The organism is Pseudomonas oligotrophica (assembly GCF_021726475.1).
GTDB classification, from domain to species: Bacteria; Pseudomonadota; Gammaproteobacteria; order Pseudomonadales; family Pseudomonadaceae; genus Stutzerimonas; species Stutzerimonas oligotrophica.
Genome location: NZ_JAKJRU010000002.1, coordinates 476,904 through 492,794 on the forward strand (window position 1 = coordinate 476,904; position 15,891 = coordinate 492,794).

General features: G+C 70.7%; 12 protein-coding genes. 4 read left to right on the plus strand and 8 right to left on the minus strand.

Annotated elements, in window-relative coordinates; all coding sequences use genetic code 11:
- Positions 1-83: 83 nt before the first annotated feature.
- Both L3N39_RS06135 and L3N39_RS06140 read right to left on the minus strand, forming a co-directional pair.
- Positions 84-611, minus strand: a complete 528-nt coding sequence (locus L3N39_RS06135) for a diheme cytochrome c (protein WP_237256389.1) — start codon at positions 609-611, stop codon at positions 84-86.
- Between the two features lie 10 nt (positions 612-621).
- Positions 622-1,026 (minus strand): DUF1924 domain-containing protein, encoded by a 405-nt coding sequence (locus L3N39_RS06140; RefSeq protein WP_237256390.1) that lies wholly within the window; start codon positions 1,024-1,026, stop codon positions 622-624.
- Between the two features lie 138 nt (positions 1,027-1,164).
- Between L3N39_RS06140 and L3N39_RS06145 the strand changes: the two genes are divergently transcribed.
- Positions 1,165-2,700: a 2Fe-2S iron-sulfur cluster-binding protein gene (locus L3N39_RS06145; RefSeq protein WP_237256391.1), complete on the plus strand. Its 1,536-nt coding sequence runs from the start codon at positions 1,165-1,167 to the stop codon at positions 2,698-2,700.
- A 167-nt stretch (positions 2,701-2,867) separates the two neighbouring features.
- Here the strand turns inward: L3N39_RS06145 and L3N39_RS06150 are convergent, their stop codons facing one another.
- The 6 genes from L3N39_RS06150 to L3N39_RS06175 form a co-directional block, all read right to left on the minus strand.
- Positions 2,868-4,262, minus strand: coding sequence for an MBL fold metallo-hydrolase (locus L3N39_RS06150; RefSeq protein ID WP_237256392.1), 1,395 nt, complete (start codon positions 4,260-4,262; stop codon positions 2,868-2,870).
- Between the two features lie 91 nt (positions 4,263-4,353).
- The gene (locus L3N39_RS06155) at positions 4,354-5,613 is read right to left on the minus strand and encodes an OprD family porin (protein WP_237256393.1); all 1,260 of its coding nucleotides are present in this window, start codon (positions 5,611-5,613) and stop codon (positions 4,354-4,356) included.
- Positions 5,614-5,824: 211 nt separating this feature from the next.
- Positions 5,825-7,528 (minus strand): tannase/feruloyl esterase family alpha/beta hydrolase, encoded by a 1,704-nt coding sequence (locus tag L3N39_RS06160; protein ID WP_237256394.1) that lies wholly within the window; start codon positions 7,526-7,528, stop codon positions 5,825-5,827.
- Positions 7,529-7,779: 251 nt separating this feature from the next.
- Positions 7,780-9,267: a sigma-54 interaction domain-containing protein gene (locus L3N39_RS06165; RefSeq protein ID WP_237256395.1), complete on the minus strand. Its 1,488-nt coding sequence runs from the start codon at positions 9,265-9,267 to the stop codon at positions 7,780-7,782.
- An 89-nt stretch (positions 9,268-9,356) separates the two neighbouring features.
- Positions 9,357-10,445, minus strand: coding sequence for a tRNA (uridine(54)-C5)-methyltransferase TrmA (gene trmA / locus L3N39_RS06170; protein ID WP_237256396.1), 1,089 nt, complete (start codon positions 10,443-10,445; stop codon positions 9,357-9,359).
- Between the two features lie 119 nt (positions 10,446-10,564).
- The gene (locus L3N39_RS06175; protein ID WP_237256397.1) at positions 10,565-11,860 is read right to left on the minus strand and encodes an NCS2 family permease; all 1,296 of its coding nucleotides are present in this window, start codon (positions 11,858-11,860) and stop codon (positions 10,565-10,567) included.
- A 323-nt stretch (positions 11,861-12,183) separates the two neighbouring features.
- Between L3N39_RS06175 and L3N39_RS06180 the strand changes: the two genes are divergently transcribed.
- The 3 genes from L3N39_RS06180 to L3N39_RS06190 are packed head-to-tail and all read left to right on the plus strand — an operon-like array spanning position 12,184 to position 15,886.
- Positions 12,184-12,702, plus strand: coding sequence for a (2Fe-2S)-binding protein (locus L3N39_RS06180; protein ID WP_237256398.1), 519 nt, complete (start codon positions 12,184-12,186; stop codon positions 12,700-12,702).
- On the plus strand, positions 12,699-13,685 hold the full coding sequence (locus L3N39_RS06185) for an FAD binding domain-containing protein (RefSeq protein ID WP_237256399.1): 987 nt from the start codon (positions 12,699-12,701) through the stop codon (positions 13,683-13,685). Before L3N39_RS06180 ends, L3N39_RS06185 begins: the two co-directional genes overlap by 4 nt.
- Positions 13,682-15,886 carry a xanthine dehydrogenase family protein molybdopterin-binding subunit gene (locus tag L3N39_RS06190; protein ID WP_237256400.1) on the plus strand — a complete coding sequence of 735 codons (2,205 nt, stop codon included), beginning with the start codon at positions 13,682-13,684 and terminating at the stop codon, positions 15,884-15,886. Before L3N39_RS06185 ends, L3N39_RS06190 begins: the two co-directional genes overlap by 4 nt.
- Positions 15,887-15,891 lie beyond the last annotated feature (5 nt).

A 15,891-nucleotide genomic window follows, 5' to 3' on the forward strand; every position in this document is an offset into this window, starting at 1 on the left:
CTGGGCTGGCCGCATACGCGGCCGGCCGGGTTGCCGCAGGGATATAACGCAGCGATTGGCGAAATGTTCCGGCTATTTTTGCCTCAGCGCGGAATCTTCACCCGGTCCTCGTCGAAGTCGCCTTTTTCCGCGTCGCGGTGGCAGGCCACGCAGTTGAAGCGGCCGCCGACCGCCTCGCGGGCGAACTTGGCCTCGCTGACCTCGTCGTGCTTGCGCTCGAACCAGCGCGTCTGGCTGATCCGCGGCGGCTCGCCGGCGGTCGGCGAGGGCTCCATCGGCAGGCGGTTGGCGGCCGAGGCGCGGACCAGGAAATCGAGGATTACCCGCTCCTGCGCCGGGTCCAGCGAGGCGTTGCTGCCGTAGTGGTCGCCGAGGGTGCGCATCTGCTCGCGCCAGGCGTCGGCCGGCAGCAGGCCCGGGGTGTAGAGCATGTGGCAGGCGGCGCATTCCTCCTTCCACACCAGCGGTGCGCCGCTGGGCACGGCCAGGCGCTTGGGCCGCTTGTAGCCGTTGCGTCCGTGGTGTTCGTCGTCATCGGCCAGGCTGAAGCCGGCCAGGGTCATTGCCAGGGCCAGCCCGGCGAGGGTGGCAAGCGCAGCGATGGGTTTCATGGGGATGCTCCTACTTCAGGCCAGTGATCCAGCTGATGAAGTCGCCCTTTTCCTGCGCCGTGCATTCGCGGGCGAAGACGTCGTCGCAGTTGCGGCGGAACCACTTCTCGACCTGCTTCAGGTCGGTGAAGCGCTCGGGGTTGGCCACCGGCGCCAGCGGCTCGACCTTGCGGCGCGCCGGCGTCTTGCCGGCCTGGCGCGGGTCGGTGGTGTGGCAGGTGGTGCAGCTCATGGGCTTGCCGTCGCGCTGCGCCTCGGCGAAGTACAGCGCCTTGCCGCGTTCGGCGGAGAAGCCGGCGAAGGCCGGGTCCGCCTGGCGTGCCTGGGCGGCATAGCCGGGCAAGAGCGGGTGTTCGGTCTCGGCCAGCGCGGGCAGGCTCAGGCAGCAGGCCAGGGCGATCCAGTGGGCTTTCATAGGGCGCTCTCCAGGTGGGTGAGCGCAGCCTAGGCCGGCTGCCTTACGCGAAACTGAACATGGCCAATGGATGGCATTCAGCTTCGTTTCAGCTCGGCAGCCTACAAGTGGCGCATCCGTTCAGAGAGGATCGCCGTCGTGGCCGTTTTCAACCGTTTTCGTCTGTTCCACTGGCTGCTGGCCGGTTTCTTCGTCGCGGTCTACCTGACCGGCGACGACGCCGAGCTGCTGCACGTCTGGCTGGGCTACGGCCTGGCCGGGCTGCTGCTGGCGCGGTTGCTGATCGCGCTGCTGCGCCCGCGCGGCTTCCCGCGGCTGCTGCCGGCGCAGCCGCGCAAGCCGAGTCTCGGCGCGTTCGGCAGCTGGCTGACCTTGGCCACCCTGGCCAGCCTGGCGCTGGCCAGCCTGATTGGCCTCGGCATGGTCGATAACGGCGACGTGCTGGCCGACCTGCCGGGCATCGGTCCCGAGGTGTTCGGCGCCGCCAGCGACATCGACTTCGTCGGCTGGCTGGGCGATGCCGAGGAGGTGCACGAGTTCTTCGCCAACCTGGCGCTGACCCTGGTGGGCCTGCATATCGGCTACGTGCTGCTGTTTCGCCGCAAGCTGGCCTGGTCGATGCTGCGCGGCCCGCGCCAGCCGGCGCCGGCGAGCGGCCCGGCGCCTGCCGCGGCGCCGGCTTTTGTCGCCCTCGAAATCAGCGCGCGCCAGGTCGAGACGGCCGACAGCGCCTCGTTCAGCCTGCGCGTGCCGCCGGCGTTGCGTGAGCGCTTTGCCGCGCAGCCGGGGCAGTTCGTCACCCTGCGCGTGCCTTGCGCCGAGCCGCCGCTGCTGCGCTGCTATTCACTGTCGCAGCCGGTCGCCGCGGACGGCACGCTGCGCATCACGGTCAAGCGCGTGCCCGGCGGGCGTGCCTCGAACTGGCTGCTCGACCAGCTGCAGCCGGGCGCGCGCGTCGAGCTGCTGCCGCCGGCGGGCGTCTTCGTCTCCAGGGATCTGGATGGCGATCACCTCCTGCTCGGCGCCGGCAGCGGTATCACGCCGCTGCGCGCGATCCTCGAGGCGGTGCTCGAGCAGGGTCGCGGGCGGGTCTTCCTGTTCTATGCCAGCCGCGATGCCCAGTCGCTGATCTTCGCCGAGGAGCTGGCCGCGCTCGCCGCGCGCCATCCCGAGCGGCTGCGGCTGTGCATCTGGCTGGATGCCGAGCAGGGCCTGCCGGACAGCCGGGCGATCGCCACGAAGATCGCCGGCTGGCCGCGCGCCGAGGCCTTCGTCTGCGGCCCGCAGGCGTTCATGGACGGGGCCGCGCGGGCGCTGGCCGAGCATGGCCTGGAGTCGCCGCGCATCCACCTTGAGCGCTTCGCCAGCGCTGCGCCAACCGTTGCACGACGTATAGGGCCGCGCGCCAGCCGCCTGCAGGTGACCCTCGACGGCCGCCGCCGCGAACTCGACGTGCAGCCGGGCGAGGCGCTGCTCGAGGCCATGGAGGCGGTCGGCCTGCAGCCGCCGCAGGCCTGCCGCTCCGGCGTCTGCGGCGCCTGCCGCTGCCGGGTGGTGGAGGGCGAGGCGCGCATGCGCAGCAACTTGGTGCTGGATGCCGCGCAGCTGCGCCAGGGCTGGGTGCTGGCCTGCCAGGCCGAGCCGGTCAGCGCGCGGCTGGCGGTGGAGTACTAGTGGCCTGTGCGGCTAGTTGGTTAGCTCAAGTTCGGATGCACGAGGTTCCGAGACAAGGCGCCGCGACGAGTCATAGCAGGGCTATGGCGAGGAGTGGCAACGCAGTAGCGGGGCCTCGGGCGCCGAAATTGACTAACTGAACTAGCCAAACAGGCCACTAGAGTGGCTCAGCCGGCCTGCTGCACCGGCAGGTCGTGCTTCTGCCAGGCGGTCCAGGAGCCGGGCACGTTGACCACGTCGCGGAAGCCGTGGCGCTTGAGGATGCTCGCCGCGATCGAGGCGCGGTAGCCGCTGCCGCAATAGGCCGCCACCGTCTTGTTGCGGTCGAGGCCGTCGAGCTGCTCGGGCAGGTGGGCGACGAAGGCGTGCTGCGCGCCAGGCACCCGGCCCTGGCGCACCTCGTTGTGGCTGCGCACGTCGAGCACCTGCACCTGGGGGTCGCCGCGGCGGCTGTCGAGTTCCTCAACCGTCCATTCGCGCACCCGCTCGAGCGGCAGGCCGGCGTTCTGCCAGTCGGTCATGCCGTTGCGCAGGTAGCCTTCGACGCGGTCCAGGCCGATGCGGTAGAGCTGCAGCGTGGCCTGCTGCACCTCGGCGCTGTCCTCGCCGACCAGGTAGATCGGCCGCTGCTCGTCGAGCATCCAGCCGGCCCAGTTCACGAACTCGTTGCGCAGGGCGATGTTCAGCGCGCCGGGCACGTGGCCGCCGCCGAAGGCGAGGATCGAGCGCACGTCGACCAGTTGCACGGCCTCGTGGTCGAGGGTGCGCTGGCGGAACTCCTCCGGCGACAGCGGTGCCGGCAGCGCCGGGCCGGCGCTGGGGTTCGCCGGGCGCGCGTTGAATTTCTTCAAGCGTGCGTAATGGCGCGGCGGCTCGGGCATGTCGGCCAGCAGCCAGTCGACGAACTCGGCCTCGCTGCGCGGCTTGAGCGCCGGGTTGAACAGCAGCTCGTTGCCCAGGGTCGAGTGGCGGCGATCACCGATCGACTTGCCGCAGGCCGAGCCGGCGCCGTGGCAGGGATAGACCTCCATGCGCTCGCCCAGCGGCAGGTAGCGCTCGAACAGGGTGTGGTGCAGCTGGGCGGCGAGCGCGCGCTCGCTGCCGGCGCCGAGCAGGTCGGGGCGGCCGACGTCGAGGTTGAACAGGGTGTCGCCGGTGAACAGGGCGAACGGCTGCTCGCCCTGCTGGCTGTCGCGCAGCAGCAGCGAGATGTGCTCGGGGGTGTGCCCCGGTGAATGCAGCACCTGCAGGCTGACCTGGCCGAGCGCGAAGGTCTCGCCGTCCTCGGCCTGGTGCAGGGCGAAGCCGTAGTCGGCGCTGCGCCCGCCCACCAGCCGGGCGCCGCAGCGCGCCGCCAGGGCCTGGCCGCCGGAGGCGAAGTCGGCGTGGATGTGGGTCTCGAACACGTAGGCGATGCGCAGGCCGCGCTCGCGCACCATGTCGAGGTAGACGTCGATGTCGCGGCGCGGGTCGATCACCGCGGCGATGGCGGCCTTGCTGTCGCCGACCAGGTAGGACAGCTGGGCAAGGCCCGGAGTGTAGAGGGGTTCGAAGACAAGCATGCAGTCCTCCTTGCCGGGGCTCGAGTGGGAGTACCGATGTGGAAACCGATACCCCCACCCGTGTTCCCGCCAGGGGACGGCCGGTTGCGCCCTACCAGAGTGCCAGGCTGTAGCTGAGGATCAGCCGGTTCTCGTCGAGGTCGCTGCCGAAATTGCTGCGCGTGGTGGCGTTGCGCAGCTTGATGCCGAAGTTCTTCAGCGGCCCGTTCTGGATCACGTAGGCGATGTCCGTGTTGCGCTCCCAGGTCTTGCCTTCGCCGAGCCCGGCGCCGCGGTCGACGTTGTCGCCGGACAGGTAGCGGGTCATCAGGCTCAGCCCGGGGATGCCGAAGCCGGCGAAATCCAGGTCGTAGCGCAGCTGCCAAGAGCGCTCGTCCTGGTTGCCGAAGTCGTTGATCTGCGACAGGTGCACCAGCGAGTTGTCGGCGCCGGACAGGTAGGCGAAACCGGTGTCGCCGTCGAGCCGCTGGTAGCTGGCGCTGAAGGTGTGCTGCGCGTGCTTGTAGCTGAACAGCAGGCCGAAGGCGTCGACATCGACGTTGCTGCCGCCGTCGTCGCCCTGGTGCACGTAGCGCAGGTCGGTCTTGAAGCTGCGTCCCTCGCCGAGCGGCAGCACGTGGACCAGGCCCAGGTTGTGCTCCTTGTAGATGTCCTCGAGGCCGCCGTAGTAGTAGCTGGTGCTCAGCTCGGGCGACCAGGCGTAGCGGCCGCCGGCGAAGAGGAACTGGTCGCTGCTCGACGCGCTGCCGAACACGATGTTGCGCTTGCCGCCGTTGAAGACGGTCATCTCCTCGTTGTCCGAGGAGTTGCGCTGGTTGACCCGGTCGAGCTTGCCGGCGTCCAGCGTGAGGCCGTCGATCTCCTTGCTCTGCAGCCAGGCGCCGCGGAAGGTCTGCGGCAGCAGGCGACTGTCGTTGCGCAGCACCACCGGCAGCAGCGGTTGCAGGGTGCCGACGTGCAGGGTGGTGGCCGAGAGCCTGGCCTTGGCGGTCAGGCCGGCCGAGCCGTAGTCGTCCTGGGCGCGCCCCGTTTCGCGGTCGACCTGGAGAATCTGCGTGCCGGTACGATCGGGACTGGAGTCGAGCTTCACCCCGAGCAGGCCGATGGCATCGAGGCCCAGGCCGAGCGGGCCCTCGGTATAGCCCGATTCCATTTTCAGCATGAAGCCCTGGGCCCATTCCTCGGCCTTGGCCTGGCCGGTGCCGGAGCGGAAGTCGCGGTTCATGTAGAAGTTGCGCAGATCGATGCCGGCCTTGCTGTCCTCGACGAAGGCGGCGCTGGCCGGGGTGGCGATGGCCAGGGCCAGGGCGCTGCCGAGCAGCGGGCAGGCGTAGCGATGGTGCAGTCGCATGGTGTTTCCTCTTGTTGTTGTGTTCCGGCCGAGGCCGGGGCCGTCCTCGTGCGGCCGGGGCAGGCGTAGCGAAAGCCGTGCCAGCCGCGGGCCGGCGCGGCGGCGGCAGGCCAGGCGCAGCGCTGCAGCACTTGCAGTGTCCAGGTGGCTGGACATGTGCGTGCGGCCAGGCACTCTGGCCGCGTCGCTGTCTGCGCTGCTGGACACCGGCTCAGTGGCTGCCGGCGCGGGCGGCGCTGCAGACGAAGCTCTCGGCGCGATCGACGTCGCCCTTGCCGACGTAGCGCGGCCAGCTCGGGTACTCGCATAGCGGCCGCGTGCGGCCGGGCACGCCAACGCTGTCGGCGACCGTCTGCCGGCGTGGCGCGCGGCCGTGCTCGACCCAGTCCTCCAGCGCGCTCAGCGAGTCCCAGGCGGCGTTGAACAGCGTGCTGGCCGCATGGCCGTAGCCGGGGATCTCGTAGTAGCGCAAGAACTGGCGCGTCTTGCCCGGGCCCATGTCGCGGCGGATGCGCAGGTAGTACTCGGCGCTGGCGCGGCTGCTGACCAGCTGGTCGGCGTTGCCGTGGGCGATGAGCAGCTTGCCGCCGGCCTCGGCGAAGGCCGAGAGGTCGGTACGGTTGACATCCTGGCGCAGCGACAGCTGGTCGATGCGCGCCTGCCAGGGGCCGGGGGCCTGCGGGTCGAAGGCGAGCGAGTCGAAGCTCGGGTTGCGCGTCACGAAGTGGCGGATCCACTCATCCCAGAAGCCGGCATGGTAGGGCGCGCCGTCGGCGAAGCCGGTGCCGTGCGGCGGCATCGGGTAGGTCGGTTGCAGGGTGTTCAGGCCCAGCCGGTTGACCAGCAGTTGCACGCCGCTGCCGGGGCGGCCGAAGTCGGTGCCCCAGGCGTTGAAGCCCGGGTAGCCGCGCTCGCCGCTGGCCAGCGGTGCGGCGAAGCGGATCGGCGTGTCGATCACCCGGAAGGCGGCGATCTGCGCATCGCTCAGGCAGCGCTCGCCGCCCGCGACCCCGCCGGGGCAGCGCAGCGGGCGGCCGTCGAGGGTCGCGCGGGCCGGGTCGAAGCGCGCATTGCAGGCCGCCTGGTGGCTGATCAGCCTGTCGCGCACGCCATCCAGCGAGTCGCAGGCCTGCAGCGCCGCCTCGAGCAAGGCGGCGCGCTGTTGCAGGCTGGGAAAGGCACCGGGCGCGGCCAGCGCGCGGCTGATGCGGCCGAACTGCAGGTTCAGCGCCGCGGCGTTGTAGGCCGGGTAGAGCGCGATCGCGCCCTGGAAGTCGGTCGGCCACTGCTGCACCACCGCCAGCGCCTCGCGCCCGCCGGTGGAGCCGCCGGCGAAGTAGCTGCGCTCGGGGGCGGCGCCGTAGCGCAGGCGGATCAACGCGATGGCGGTGTCGCGGGTCTTCTTCAGGGCATCGTGGGCGTAGTTGGCCAGCGCTTCCTCGTTCCAGGCGAAGGCGCCGGGGCTCAGCGGGTCGGCGACGTGTCCCGAGTCGCTGCCGAACACCGCGTAGCCGCGGCCGAGCGGCGTGGGCTGGTCCAGCGGGCCCGCCGGAACGTTGCCGGCGACGTTCGGCACGCTGCCGTTGTAGCCGCCGCCACCGAACATCATGGCCTTGCGGTTCCATTGTTCGGGCAGCACCAGGCGCATGCGGATGGCCGGCGCGGCAGGGTCGAGCGGGCGGATCTCGGCGTTCAGGTCGCAGTAGCCAGCGGCGCCGCCGGCGGCTGGCACCGGCGTTGCCGAGACGACCTGGGCGCCGCGGGTCGGCAGGCCGATGGCCTCGGCCGGCACCGCGGCGGCGGCCAGTTCGGCGCAGCTGGCGGCCAGGCTCGCCTCGCTGGCAAGCAGGCCGGCGAGCAGGGCGCCGAGCGGCAGGGCGGAGCGGGGCAGGCGTGAAACGGGAGTCGCGGTCATGGGGGCTTCCTTCTTCTTCTTGTCGGGCCGCGCCTTGGGGCGCAGCAGCGCTCAAGCCAGGGCCATGCCAGGCCGGCAGGCTGCGCGGTGGCAGGCGACGGACGGCCTGCGCACGAGCCACCAGGGGGCTGTCGCCCCGCTGGGAAGAAGAGCGGACCGGGATGACGGCGCTCGGGCGTCGGGAGGTTGTCCAGCGGCGTGGCGCGCGCTGTCTGCCCCGGCGGACAGCCTGTCCAGCGCGGCGGACGCGCTCAGCGCTCGCCGAGGCCGTGCAGCTGCAGCTTGCTGTAGAGGCTGGCGCGGGAGATGCCGAGTTCCTGGGCGGTGCGCCGGCGGTTGCCGTTGCAGGCGTGCAGGGCCTGCTGCAGCGCCTCGCGCTCGGCGGCGGCGAGGGTGGTGGCCAGCGGCTGCAGCGGGCCGGCCGCGAGCGGCGGCTCGGCAGGCGGTAGGCGACTGCCTGGCGCGGCCGCGGGCTCGCCGGCGCCAACCGGCTCGGCAAGTAGCGGCAGCAGCTGCGCGGCGCTCAGCTGCGGGCCCTCGGCGCACAGCTGGGCGCGCTCGAGCAGGTTGCCCAGTTCGCGCACGTTGCCGCGCCAGGGCTGGGCGCAGAGCAGTGCCAGCGCATCCTGGTCCAGCTCCATCGGCGCCTGGCCGGAGCGGTTGGCGATGTCGTCGAGCAGGTGCTCGACCAGCGCCGGGATGTCCGCCGGGCGCTCGCGCAGTGGTGGCACGCGCAGCGCCAGCACGTTGAGCCGGTAGTAGAGGTCGTCGCGGAACTGGCCGGCGGCCACCTTGGCCTCGAGGTCGATATGCGTGGCGGCGATCACCCGCACGTTCAGCGGCTTGACCTGGTTGGAGCCCAGCGGCTCGACCTCCTGCTCCTGCAGCACGCGCAGCAGCTTGGCCTGCAGCGCCAGCGGCAGGTCGCCGATCTCGTCGAGGAACAGGGTGCCACCATTGGCCACCTCGAACTTGCCGATGCGCGCCTTGCGGTCGGCCCCGGTAAAGGCGCCGGGCGCGGTGCCGAACAGCTCGGCCTCCACCAGGCTTTCCGGGATCGCCGCGACGTTGACCGCGACGAAGGGGCCGCGCGCCCGTGGCGAGAGGTTGTGGATGCCCTGGGCCAGCAGTTCCTTGCCGGTGCCGGTCTCGCCGCGCAGCAGCACCGTGGCGTCGAGCTGCGCGGCCCGCCGGGCCTGGCGCTTGATCTCGCCGGCCGCGGCACTGGTGCCGATGAAGCCGGCGATGGTGTAGCGCGCGCGGCGGGCCTTGGCCAGTTCGTTCTGGGTGGCCAGCAGCTGGGTCTGCAGGTGGCTGTACTTGGCCATCAGCGGCTTGAGGTGGCGGGCGCGGTCGAACAGCACGAAGCCCAGCGCGCCGACCAGGGTGCCGTCCTCGTCGCGCAGCGGGATGCGGGTGACCACGAAGTGCTCGCTGCCGAAGGCCATGAGGTCGAGCATGCTCGGCTGGCCGCTCTGTACCACCTCGCGCAGGCGGCTGGCCGGCAGTACCTGCTCGACTTCCTTGCCCAGCGCACTGGCCGGCTCGCGGATGCCGATCTTCTCGGCGTACTTGTCGTTCATCCAGACGATGCGCGCCTCGCGGTTGACCGCGATGGTGCCTTCGCACTGCGCATCGAGGTGGTCGAACAGCAGCGGCATGGCCATGGCGCGAAAGCGCTCCGGCGAGACGCCGATGATCAGGCCGTGTTGGTCCAGGTATTCGCGCGCGATGGCCATGGCAGGTTCGTCCCGTTCTTCTTCTGCGGCCGATTATGGAAGTGCGCCGCCGCCAGGGGCAAGGCGGCGCCGCGCGGCCGCGAACGGCCTCAGCGGCGGACCAGCAGCACCCCGGCTTCCATGTGGTGGGTGTAGGGGAATTGGTCGAACAGCGCGCAGCGCTCGATGCGGTGGGTGTCGTGCAGCTGGGCGATGTTGGCGGCCAGGGTCTCGGGGTTGCACGAGATGTAGAGGATGCGCTCGAAGCGGCGGGTCAGTTCGCAGGTGTCCGGGTCCATGCCGGCGCGTGGCGGGTCGACGAAGACGCTGCCGAAGGCGTAGCTCTTCAGGTCGATGCCGGCCAGGCGGCGGAACGGGCGCACCTCGTTCAGCGCCTGGGTCAGCTCCTCGGCGGACAGGCGCACCAGCTCGATATTGCCTGCGCCGTTGTCAGCGATATTGGCCAGCGCGGCGTTCACCGAGGTCTTGCTGATCTCGGTGGCCAGCACGCGGCGCACGCGGGTGGCCAGCGGCAGGGTGAAGTTGCCGTTGCCGCAGTAGAGCTCGAGCAGGTCGTCGTCGCGCTGGCCGATCGCCTCGAAGGCCCAGCCCAGCATCTTCTGGCAGACCGCGCCGTTGGGCTGGGTGAAGGCGCCTTCCGGCTGGCGGTAGCGGAAGGTCCGCCCGGCGACCGTCAGTTCTTCCTCGACATAGTCGCGGCCGATGACGATGCGCTTGCCCTTGGAACGGCCGACGATGCTCACGCCGAGGCTGGCGGCGAGCTGCTCGGCTGCGGCCTGCCAGGCCGCGTCCAGCGGACGGTGGTAGGCGAGGGTGATCAGCGCGTCGCCGGCCAGGGTGGTGAGGAATTCCACCTGGAACAGCTTGAAGCTGAGCACGTCCGACGCCTGCCAGGCGGCTTTCAGTTGCGGCATCAGCTCGTTGATGCGGCGGCTGGCGATGGGGAAGTCATCGATCAGGATCGCCTTGTGCTTGTCGCCCTGCTCGAACATCGCGTAGTGGCGCTGGCCGTCCTCGCGCCACAGGCGGAACTCGGCACGCAGGCGGTAATGCTCGCGCGGCGAGTCGAAGACCTCCGCAGCCGGTGCATCGAACGGTGCCAGCAGCTCCGCCAGCCGGGCGGCTTTCTCGGCGAGTTGGGCGGCGTAGGTGGCGGGATCGAATTGCGGAGCGCTCATGAAGACTCTTGGAAAGTAGGTAAATCGTAGGGTGGATCGGGGCGCGCAACTGACGCTTCATCCATCCACCGTCTGCGTATGAAGGGTGGATGAAAAAGCGTCATCCACCCTGTGGAGCATCAGCCGGTAAACCAGCCCAGCTTGACCACGAACAGCGCCGAGAGGATCCACATCGCCGGGCTCAGCTCGCGCCAGCGGCCGGCCAGCAGCTTGATCGCAGTCCAGGCGATGAAGCCGAAGGCGATGCCGTTGGCAATGGAGAAGGTCAGCGGCATGGCCAGCGCGGCGATCGCCACCGGCGCGGCGACGGTGAGGTCGTCCCAGTCGATGCCGGCCAGGCTGCTCATCATCAGCACGGCGACGAACAGCAGCGCCGGCGCGGTGGCATAGGCCGGCACGGCGCCGGCCAGCGGGGCGAAGAACAGGCTCAGCAGGAACAGCAGGGCGACCACGCAGGCGGTCAGGCCGGTGCGCCCGCCGGCGCTGATGCCGGCCGCCGATTCGATGTAGCTGGTGGTGGTCGAGGTGCCGAGCGCGGCACCGGCCATGGTCGCGGTGCTGTCGGCCAGCAGCGCGCGGCCCAGGCGCGGCATCTTGCCGTCCTTGTCCAGCAGGTCGGCCTTCTGCGCCACGCCGATCAGCGTGCCGGAGGTGTCGAACAGGTCGACGAAGAGGAAGGCGAAGATCACGGAGAGCAGGCCGATGTCCAGCGCGCCGGCGATGTCCAGCTCGAGGAAGGTCGGCGCCAGCGACGGCGGCATCGAGACCACCGAACCCAGTTCGGAGAGGCCGAGCACGATCGACAGTCCGGTGACCAGCAGGATGCCGATCATCACCGCGCCGGTGACCTTGCGATAGGCCAGCGCGGCGATCACGAAGAAGCCCAGGCAGGCCAGCAGCGGGCCGCCGCTGGTGAGGTCGCCGAGGCCGACCAGGGTGGCCGGATTGTCGACCACGATGCCGGCGTTCTTCAGCGCGATGATCGCCAGGAACAGGCCGATGCCTGCGGCGATACCCGCGCGCAGGGCCAGCGGGATGCTGTGGATGATCCACTCGCGGATCTTGAAGATCGACAGCGCGAAGAAGATCGCACCGGAGAGGAACACCGCACCCAGCGCGGTCTGCCAGGCGTAACCCATGGTCAGCACCACGGTGTAGGTGAAGAAGGCGTTCAGGCCCATGCCCGGCGCCAGGGCGATCGGGTAGTTGGCGACCAGGCCCATCACCGCCGAGCCGATGGCCGCGGCCAGGCAGGTGGCGACGAACACCGCGCCGTGGTCCATGCCGGCCTCGGCGAGGATGCTCGGGTTGACGAACAGGATGTAGGCCATCGTCAGGAAGGTGGTGAGACCGGCGAGGATCTCGGTGCGCACCGTGGTGTGGTGCGCCTTGAGTTGGAACAGCTTTTCCAGCATGCGGATTTCCCCTTGTGTGCCGGTCGTTCAGGCCGGTGCTCTTGCGCCCTACAGCAAAGCCCAAGCGCGCGCCGGTGGCAAAAGCCGCGCAGTTTACACCGCCGGCCGGCAGCGGTGGATGGCCGCCGGCGTCGCAGCGGTCGTCCGGCGTCGCAGCGGGCGGCGCGGCGCCGGGCAGTCCCGGCATTGGCCGAAATACCCTGGCCCGGCGGCGGGACGGACGGCTCCCCGGGCGACGAACACCCTGAACGATGTGCGCGCCCGGCCGGTCGTAAACCCCATACGCACGGACGCTCCTTGAGTATCCAACCGCCGAGGCTGCCATGAGCCAGAACCTCCCCGCGGCAGGTGCGCCCGCTGCCTGTCGGATCCTTCTCGAGCTGAACGGCGAGCGCCGCGAGCTGGAGGTCCAGCCCTGGACCACGCTGCTCGACCTGCTCCGCGACCAGCTGGGCCTGAGCGGCACCAAGAAGGGCTGCGATCACGGCCAGTGCGGCGCCTGCACGGTGCTGGTCGACGGCCGCCGCATCAACAGCTGCCTGAGCCTGGCGGTGATGCAGGACGGCGCAAAGGTGACCACCGTCGAAGGCCTGGCCGGCGCGGACGGGCTGCACCCGATGCAGGCCGCCTTCGTCCGCCACGATGCCTTCCAGTGCGGCTATTGCACGCCGGGGCAGATCTGCTCGGCGGTGGGCCTGGCCAACGAGAATCGCGCCCATACGCGCGACGAGCTGCGCGAGCAGATGAGCGGCAACCTGTGCCGCTGCGGCGCCTACCCGAACATCCTCGCCGCCATCGAGGACGCACTGCCGACCCTGCGCGGCCAGGGAGGCGACGCATGACGCCGTTCAGCTACCACCGCCCCGAGGCCATCGACGAGGCGCTCGCGCTGGCCGGCCCGGACAGCCGCTTCATCGCCGGTGGCACCAACCTGCTCGACCTGATGAAGGAAAACCTGCTGCACCCGCGCCGGTTGATCGACATCAACCGCCTGCCGCTGCGCGAGATCACGCCGACGCCCGAAGGTGGGCTGCTGATCGGCGCGCTGGTCGGCAATGCCGAGCTGGCCTGGGACCCGCGCATCGAGGCGCGCTACCCGCTGGTGGCCAAGGCGATCCTCGCCGGCGCCTCGCCGCAGCTGCGCAACATGGCCAGCACCGGCGGCAACCTGCTGCAGCGCACACGCTGCTACTACTTCTACGACGCGCAGACGCCGTGCAACAAGCGCGAACCGGGCAGCGGCTGCCCGGCGCGCGACGGCCTCAACCGCATGCACGCGATCCTCGGTGCCAGCGATGCCTGCGTGGCGGTGCACCCGTCCGACCTCTGCGTGGCGCTGGCGGCGCTGGGCGCGCAGGTTCATACCCAGGGCCCGCAGGGCAAGCGGCGCATCGATTTCGCCGATTTCCACCGCCTGCCGGACGATGAACCCTGGCGCGACAACAACCTCGATGAGCGCGAGCTGGTCACCGCCGTCGAGCTGCCGCCACAGGGCTACGCCGGGCATTGTGCCTACCTCAAGCTGCGCGACCGTGCGTCCTATGCGTTCGCGCTGGTCTCGGTGGCCGCCGCGCTGGATCTCGACGGCGAGCGGATCCGCGGCGCGCGCATCGCCCTAGGCGGGGTGGCGCACAAGCCTTGGCGCCTGGTCGAGGCCGAGCAGCTGCTCTGCGGCCGGCGCGCCGAGCCGGCGGCCTTCGCCGAGGCGGCCGAGCGCCTGCTGCAGAGCGCACAGCCCCTGGCCGGCAACGCCTTCAAGATCGAACTGGCCCGGCGCGCGATCGTCCGCGCGCTCGGCGAAGCCGCAGGAGGAACCCCGCGATGAATACCCTCGCCGCACCGGTCGGCCAGCCCCTGGCCCGGGTCGACGGGCCGCTGAAGGTCACCGGCCAGGCGCGCTACGCCGCCGAGTTCGGCGCGCCCGGCCTGCTCCACGGCGTGGTCGTCTGCAGCCGCATCGCCCGTGGCCAGGTGCTGCGCATCGACGCCCGCGAGGCCGAGGCGCTCGACGGCGTGGTGCTGGTGCTGACCCACGAGAACCGCCCGCCGGTCGCCAGCTACGACAAGCCCTATCAGGACGACGATGCCGCCGATGGCTCGCCGTTCCGCCCGCTGTTCAACGACCGCGTGCTCTACAGCGGCCAGCCGCTGGCGCTGGTGGTCGCCGAAACGCGGGAACTGGCGCGCCATGCCGCGTCGCTGGTGCGCATCGAGTACCGCCAGGAGCCGCACCAGACCGACCTGCTGGCGGTGCGCGAGCAGGCCCACGAGGCGCCCGAGCCGCCACCCGCGCCGCGCGGTGATTTCGCCGGTGCCTTTGCCGCGGCGCCGGTGCGCGTCGAGTGCGAGTACCAGACTCCGGTCGAGCATCACAACCCGATGGAAACCCACGCCTCCACGGTGTTCTACCAGGCCGACGGCGGGCTGCTGGTGCACGACAAGACCCAGGGCGTGCAGAACTGCCAGCGCTACCTGGAGCAGGTGTTCGGCCTGCAGGGGCGCATCCGCGTGCTGGCGCCCTTCGTCGGCGGTGCCTTCGGCTCCGGCCTGCGCCCGCAGTACCAGCTGCCGCTGGCGGTGATGGCCGCGCTCAAGCTGCAGCGCTCGGTGCGCGTGGAGCTGAGCCGCCAGCAGATGTTCACCTTCGGCTACCGGCCGCGCAGCCTGCAGCGGCTGCGTCTTGGCGCCGACCGCGACGGCCGGCTGCAGGCGCTGGCGCACCAGGCGCTCGGCCAGACCTCGCGTTTCGAGGACTTCACCGAGCACGAGGTGGACTGGTCGGGGATGCTCTACGCCTGCGACAACGTGCAGCTGGGCTACCGGCTCGCCGCATTGGACGTCTACACGCCGCTGGACATGCGTGCGCCGGGCGCGGCGATCGGCGTGTTCGCCCTCGAATGCGCGATGGACGAGCTGGCCTATGCCGCGAGCGTCGACCCGCTGGAGCTGCGCCTGCGCAACTACAGCGAGGTCAACGGCAACCAGGGCAAGCGCTATTCGAGCAAGGAACTGCGGGCCTGCTACGTCCAGGGTGCCGAGCGCTTCGGCTGGGCGCAGCGGCCGCAGGCCCCGCGCAGCCTGCGCGAGGGCAACCAACTGATCGGCATGGGCATGGCCACCGGCGTCTGGGAGGCGCTGCAGATGCCGGCCAGCGCGCGTGCCTGCATCGATGCCGACGGCCGGCTGCAGGTCAGCAGCGCCACTGCCGATATCGGCACCGGCACCTACACGGCGATGACCCAGATCGCCGCCGCCGCGCTGGGCCTGCCGATGGAGGCGGTGGAATTCCGTCTGGGCGATTCGAACCTGCCGCAGGCGCCGCTCGAAGGTGGCTCGGCGACGGTGTCCTCGGTGGGCAGCGCGGTGCACCAGGCGTGCCTGGCGCTGCGGCAGAAGCTGCTGGACGCCGCGCAGCAGTCGCCGGCCTCGCCATTCACCGGCGCCAGCCTCGACGATGTCGCCTTCGCCAATGGCAGCATGCGCCTCAAGCGTCCGCCCTATACGGCGCTGGCCCTGGAGCGCATCGTCGGCGTCAGCGGCGCGCTGGAGGCCGAGGTGCGGGTCGAGCCGGGCGAGCAGCGCAAGAACTGGGCGACCGCGACCCACTCGGCGGTGTTCGTCGAGGTGCGGGTGGACGAGGAACTGGGCACGGTGAAGGTCAGCCGGGTGGTCAGCGCGGTGGCCGCCGGGCGCGTGGTCAACCCGCAGACCGCCGGCAACCAGATCGTCGGCGGGGTGGTCTGGGGCATCGGCCAGGCGCTGCACGAGGAAACCCTGATCGACCACCGCCTGGGGCGCTACATGAACCACAACCTGGCCGAGTACCACCTGCCGGTGCAGGCGGACATCCCCTCGATCGAGGCGATCTTCGTCGAGGAACACGACAGCGTGGTCAACGCGCTGGGCTCCAAGGGCGTTGGCGAGATCGGCATCGTCGGTGTTGCCGCGGCGGTGGCCAATGCGGTCTACCACGCCACCGGCAAGCGCGTGCGCGAGCTGCCGATCACCCTCGACAAACTGTTGTGACGGGC

Excerpts from the sequence above, each read along its gene's own strand:
- L3N39_RS06135 (WP_237256389.1), bottom strand. The coding sequence starts at position 611 with ATGAAACCCATCGCTGCGCTTGCCACCCTCGCCGGGCTGGCCCTGGCA.
- L3N39_RS06140 (WP_237256390.1), bottom strand. The coding sequence starts at position 1,026 with ATGAAAGCCCACTGGATCGCCCTGGCCTGCTGCCTGAGCCTGCCCGCG.
- L3N39_RS06150 (WP_237256392.1), bottom strand. The coding sequence starts at position 4,262 with ATGCTTGTCTTCGAACCCCTCTACACTCCGGGCCTTGCCCAGCTGTCC.
- L3N39_RS06155 (WP_237256393.1), bottom strand. The coding sequence starts at position 5,613 with ATGCGACTGCACCATCGCTACGCCTGCCCGCTGCTCGGCAGCGCCCTG.
- L3N39_RS06160 (WP_237256394.1), bottom strand. The coding sequence starts at position 7,528 with ATGACCGCGACTCCCGTTTCACGCCTGCCCCGCTCCGCCCTGCCGCTC.
- L3N39_RS06165 (WP_237256395.1), bottom strand. The coding sequence starts at position 9,267 with ATGGCCATCGCGCGCGAATACCTGGACCAACACGGCCTGATCATCGGC.
- trmA (WP_237256396.1), bottom strand. The coding sequence starts at position 10,445 with ATGAGCGCTCCGCAATTCGATCCCGCCACCTACGCCGCCCAACTCGCC.
- L3N39_RS06175 (WP_237256397.1), bottom strand. The coding sequence starts at position 11,860 with ATGCTGGAAAAGCTGTTCCAACTCAAGGCGCACCACACCACGGTGCGC.
- L3N39_RS06180 (WP_237256398.1), top strand. The coding sequence starts at position 12,184 with ATGAGCCAGAACCTCCCCGCGGCAGGTGCGCCCGCTGCCTGTCGGATC.
- L3N39_RS06185 (WP_237256399.1), top strand. The coding sequence starts at position 12,699 with ATGACGCCGTTCAGCTACCACCGCCCCGAGGCCATCGACGAGGCGCTC.
- L3N39_RS06190 (WP_237256400.1), top strand. The coding sequence starts at position 13,682 with ATGAATACCCTCGCCGCACCGGTCGGCCAGCCCCTGGCCCGGGTCGAC.